This is a genomic window from Parafannyhessea umbonata (assembly GCF_900111255.1).
In the GTDB taxonomy this organism is placed as follows: Bacteria; Actinomycetota; Coriobacteriia; order Coriobacteriales; family Atopobiaceae; genus Olsenella_J; species Olsenella_J umbonata_A.
Genome location: NZ_FOGP01000008.1, coordinates 40,810 through 46,372 on the forward strand (window position 1 = coordinate 40,810; position 5,563 = coordinate 46,372).

2 protein-coding genes are annotated in these 5,563 nt (G+C 53.2%); both read left to right on the top strand.

What is annotated here, in order from left to right:
- Positions 1-219 precede the first annotated feature (219 nt).
- Positions 220-2,124, top strand: coding sequence for an InlB B-repeat-containing protein (locus BMY31_RS08800; RefSeq protein ID WP_180371399.1), 1,905 nt, complete (start codon positions 220-222; stop codon positions 2,122-2,124).
- Between the two features lie 51 nt (positions 2,125-2,175).
- On the top strand, positions 2,176-4,719 hold the full coding sequence (locus BMY31_RS08610; RefSeq protein ID WP_091009905.1) for an ABC transporter substrate binding protein: 2,544 nt from the start codon (positions 2,176-2,178) through the stop codon (positions 4,717-4,719).
- Positions 4,720-5,563: the final 844 nt, after the last annotated feature.

Sequence of the window (5,563 nt, forward strand, 5' to 3'; positions counted from 1 at the left end):
TCAGTTGACTGCCTAGCTGGGACCGACGGCATCGCGACTATTGTGGCCAATGACTCTTGCGGGCCTTGGCTTTTCGGGGCGTCCTCTGTGACGGATGGCGTAGTTTCCGATAAGCCTGGTCTTGGCCAAGGGGCTCCTGAGGGGCGGCTCGGTATCGGTGACTCCGCATTGGATTCGTCCCGTTCGAGCGATATCGCTGCTGACGACGATGAATCAATAATGGACTCAATCACCGACTCCGCGTCGATCGTTGAAGTCACGGGAGCTGATGACGGACTGCATCAAACTACTGCTAGCAGCAATAATTCCCAGCTAATCGTGCTAGCTAGCAATGGTGGTGTGCCAGATGAAAATGCTGATAGCAATTTGAGTGCCAATTCTGCTAGCAACTTGTTGCAAGTTGCTAGCATCGTCAGCTCTCATCCCTCAACGATTTCGTATTCCGTTCGCACTGGTGGCCAACTCAGGTCTAATAACTCGTCAACATGGTCCAGTAGCTCGACTGAATTCTTCAGCTCAAATCTTGGTGGCACGGCCGTTGGCGTTACGGCTCGCCCCAGTGCCGGATATCGGTTTGACGGATGGTATGACGAATCGTCAGGCAATCTCGTCTCCAGTGAGCTGGGCTTTACGCCGGCTAGACCTGCCGACGGTTGGCCAACGACCTGCTCTTTTGTTGCCCGTTTTAGTCCTGATTCGTTTGCTGTTCAGACTGCCGCCAACGGGGGCTCTGGTATCGACTATTCTGCAGTCTCTTCCTTTGGCGTCTCGGTAGTCGTTCCTTCTAATCCTTATGTCCGGCATGGCTATTCCTTTACCGGCTGGGACGTGGCTTTGGATCCGGCGAGTGACCCCTTTGGAGGGATGCACTTCGACGAGGGAGGGAGCATCTCTCCCCAGGTCCTTTCCCAACTCCTTTCGCGAGGGGCCTTCACTACGACAGGCGCGACCCTCTCGCTCGTACTTCACGCACAGTGGAAGGAGTCTTCCGTCTCTCTTCTATTTCAGGGCGGCGATAACGGCATCCTTACGGTGAGCCCGGGTATCTCTTCTTCTACCAGCTCTTTTTCCCAGAAGATCGGCGCAGTTTCTGGCTCTGACATGAGTGGCTACGGCAACGGCTACGACGTTGCTGCCGTCGCAAACACGGGGTTCCACTTCGCTGGCTGGACGGTGCGGGCGGGGGAGAAGGACGTATCCTCTCTTCTTGGGGGCGGATCTTCCCGCTCCATCATAAGCTCGCTTGATGCTCGCTCAGTTTCAAACGCTGCAATGGGGTCTTCTTCAATTCGGTCCGACCTGCTGTTTATTGCGAGTTTTTCCTCAAACGTGTATGGCGTGAACTATCATTCGGGTTCTTCCGGAATTGGCTCGAGTTCACTTTCTTACGAATCGGGTGGGTCCTTCTCTTCTTCCGGCCCTTCTTCTGGTTCAATGCGGTTCATTGGTTGGAATACTTCTCCGGATGGTTCCGGTGTATATCTCGCCCCTGGTTCCTCTGCTTCTCGAGACCTGATTAATGGCCTGATCTCACGGGGCGCTCTTGTTGACAGTGACGGCGGGGTGCTTAACCTCTACGCGATGTATGAGGCAGTCAGCCCTGTTACTCCTATCGTTCCCAATAGTCCTGTCGAGCCTGCTTCTCCTGTTGTGGAGGACGATTCTGTCACTCCAGCTATTCCTGGCAAGATTATTGAAACGATTGAGAGCGTTCTGACGCCTGTTGTCGAGCCTCTGTCTGAGGTTGTTTTTCCCGAGCTTGAGAGCCCCATCGTTACGCAGCCTCTGAGCAGCGCCTCTGAGGACCAGAGCTTGTTCTCTTCTCTCAACAACATGACCTCGGCGCAGGCAGTCGCCGCCACGGGCTCGGTCGTTACGGCTGTGACTGCCGTCGGAACTATTGCTGCGCTGGCTGGCGTCGGCGCCTCTGCACTCGGCGCCGCCGTCGCCGGTGCGGCTGGAGCTACGGGAGCCAGTGGTTTCGCTGACATTTTTGCCGAAATTGCGGCAGAAGCGAAGGCGGCCGGTCGGGGACCGGTTGACCGTCTGACCAGCATCTTTGGTCGTAAACGTCGTCGCGCGGCCTCCTCTGGGGACGATAATACTAATGACGAGCAAGATTAGCCCCTCTCACGTGCATCATCGCGAGTGGCTATTGATGGCGGGAGGGTAGTCATGACTGCCGAAATGAACAACTCGGAGTTCGTCGAATCGTCCGCTGATTCCTCGAAGTACGAGAATAAGCGTAGCGTGGGCTATCACATCCTGCGCATCTCGCTCTTTTTGACGGCTGCGGTTTGCGCCGTTATCGGCATGTTCCTCTTAAACCAAAACACTAACCATCAGGTTGAGGTTGAGACCGTTGCGAATGGGGTAATCCGATCGGAGAGCCAGGCGCGCGTCCTTCTTATCATGAGCTACGACGATTCCCACGCTACCGTACCGTACGAGCGCAAGGGCGTTCTCGACTACATGAAGCGCAGTGGGGTTGAGGTCGACGTCGAGTATATGGACACCAAGGCTTATCCGGTTGGCTCGCCGGCATATGATGCCTGGAAAAGAACGATGGCCGAGAAGATCTCGTCGTCCGATTCCTATAACGCCATTATCTGCGCCGATGACGACGCCCTTACCTTCGTCGAGCAGAACCACGACACTTTGTTTAGGGGCCTTCCCGTCGTATTCTTTGGCGTCAACGATTTTGACCATGCCACCCGGGCGACCCAGTCGGGCTACGAGACCGGAATATATGAGAACAGCTCGCTTGCCGATACTATGCGCGCGGCATCGGTTCTTCTTCCAGGCGCAAACAAGTTCCTCGCCATTGTGGACAACACCTCAACCGGCAGGGGCTCTTGTTCAACTTTTGAATCTCTCAAGTCCGAGTTCAGCGGGTTTGAGTTCAACATCGTGAATACGTCAGAGCTTACGCACGACGAGCTTGGAGAGCGTCTTTCCAACGTTGGTGACGACACCATCGTCATTCACCTTGCTTCTTACGAGGATGCTGACGGCAACGCCTACTCGCTCGACGAGAGCTCTCACTATGTCGCCGAGAAGTGCTCGCGCCCCGTGTTTCGCGACAGCATCGGTGGCGTAGGCGAGGGAATTTGTGGCTCAGGTTTTGTCGATTACGAAAGGCAAGGTGCACAAGCTGCAGAAATGTGCATTCAGATTCTAAACGGGGAGCTTCCTGGTAACCTGCCCCTCGTAACGGATGCCACCCCATCATATATATATGATGCGAAGGTCTTGGATCGCTTCGGGTTGGATAAGTCTGACGTGCCCGTAGACGCAATCATGATTAACGAGCATGGCATAAGCTGGCAGTCCGTCAGGCCGATTCTGTTCCCGGTGTTCCTCCTGCTGCTTGCGGTAACTTTCATTTTGGCCTTTGCGTACATCGGCTATGCTCGCAGCCTTCGTGATTCTCTTGAGATTCTTGAGTCTCGCAACAACCTCAGGTACCGTCTCTTTCACGACATCCTTACTGATCTTCCCAACAGGCAGGCTCTCATGCAGTTTCTGCATGACGAGAAGAACGGTTCAATTCAGTCGATTGTGAGTATTGACCTTAACGACTTCGGTGACATCAACGACTCGTACGGGCATGACTGCGGCGACTATGTTCTGAAAGAGATCGGTAGGCGCCTGAGTGAAATTGACTCCAAGCTTCTTGTGCGCTCTGCTGGCGACGAGTTCATCCTTGTTCTGGGTGAACGCGTCGAACCGGAATCAGCTCTTCTCGCTCAGATAATGAATGTGTTTGCCGAGAAGGTTGCCTTTGGCGATTCCGTTCTCGACATTGAGGCAAGCTACGGCGTTGCCAATTGGGATGAGTCGATGGACGAGAGTTCTATTGTCCAGTGCGTCGACCTCGCCATTCGTAATGCCAAGGTGGTCGGTGGTGGCGACTCGGTATTCTTCTACGACGAACAGATGAAACGTGACATGGAGAGAAAGCTTGAGATTACGGACTATCTTAAGCTTGCGATTGCGGAGGAGAGTCCCGTCGTTTTGTTCCAGCCCCAGGTGAACACCTACGACAAGTCCGTCTACGGTTATGAGGCTCTTGTTCGACTAAAGGACAACGCGTATTTTCCCGATCAATTCATTCCGGTTGCTGAGGCTGCTGGTCTTGTCTCGAGTATCGATCGCATCGTTACCAAGAAAGTGATCCAGCAGCAGGCTGCCTGGCGTGCCGAGGGTCGCGAAATGAAGGTCGTTTCAATTAACTATTCGGCTGCTCAGCTTCGCGACGAAACCTATTGCGATTTCGTTGAGTCCCTGCTTCGCGAGTATGACGTTGAACCGCGCTATCTCAAGATTGAAATTACGGAATCGATGATGCTCGAGAACGAAGGTCTTGCTGAAGAACTGTTTTCCAGACTTGAACAAATGGGCATTTCTCTTGCGCTCGATGACTTTGGAACCGGTTATTCTTCTCTCTATAGAATGGCGACCACTCCAGCTGAGTACGTTAAGCTCGATAAGTCTCTGGTTGATACTTACATGGTCCCTGGTAAGGAAGACTTCATCGATCACCTTACCCAACTAATCCACGGCATAGATAAGAAGATCATCGTGGAGGGCGTTGAGACTGCGGAGCAATACGCGATTTGCAAACGAATGGGCTGCGACATTATCCAAGGCTACTTTTTTGCCCGACCGCTTCCTTCTGCAGAGGCTGGCGCATTCGATCCCAAGACTGTCGCGTAGATTCTTCTTACATATATATAGTTGGCCGGCCTCAGTATGATTCTTGGGGCCGGCCAATTGTTATTTGCTGTAGGTCGTATTACCCATTCTAAAAATTCTAGAGCCTTAAAACGCCTTATAATGGCTCGATTGTCGTGCCTCATAACCGCCTTTTCCGGCATTCTGGCTCTCTGGCTTTTTGGCGGCTTGGCCATTCTCTCTGGGGGGGCGAATCCGCTGTCGATTAGAATCGTCTGTCGATACACTCTTTTCTTCGATTGACCTCTGGTTCTCTTGCATGCGATTCGTCAAGTGACATTTTCTATGCGTTGTGTTCCTATGCGTTGCGTGCTTGTATTGCGTGCTCGTTGCAGGTGGATGGGCGGTGGTCGATACGGTGTCGGGGAGGTGGGCCTGAGGGACTGCTTCAACGCGGCCGCTCGTATAGCCTCGCAATATTCTCTTGCGGTGCCTGATCCACCGCAAGAGACCGGCGGGGGAGAGAAGCCTCGGGGTCAGGTCGAGAGTTTCTTCTCAGCATCCTGATTGCAATTTGAAGGTCGCGAAGCTTCGCCGACACTCGTTTGGCTCTTGTATCGCGGATGTACATTCTGAGTTGTGTTCCTACGTTCGCCTTGAGTTGCATGCCGTTCGTCGGCTGTCCAAGGCGTTGCTCCTCGGCATCGCAATTGGGCTCTGGTAAATGTGACTAATTTAGTGTTAGTATGATAAATAATACTACTCTTGTGTCTTTTGTCCCTTTGGGTAGTTACCGACTTCATACTCCAAATGCGCCCGTCGGTTGCATCCTATTTATATGTTGGCGTGTTTTGCCAACCTGCAAGGATTGTGTTTGGAGGTGAGC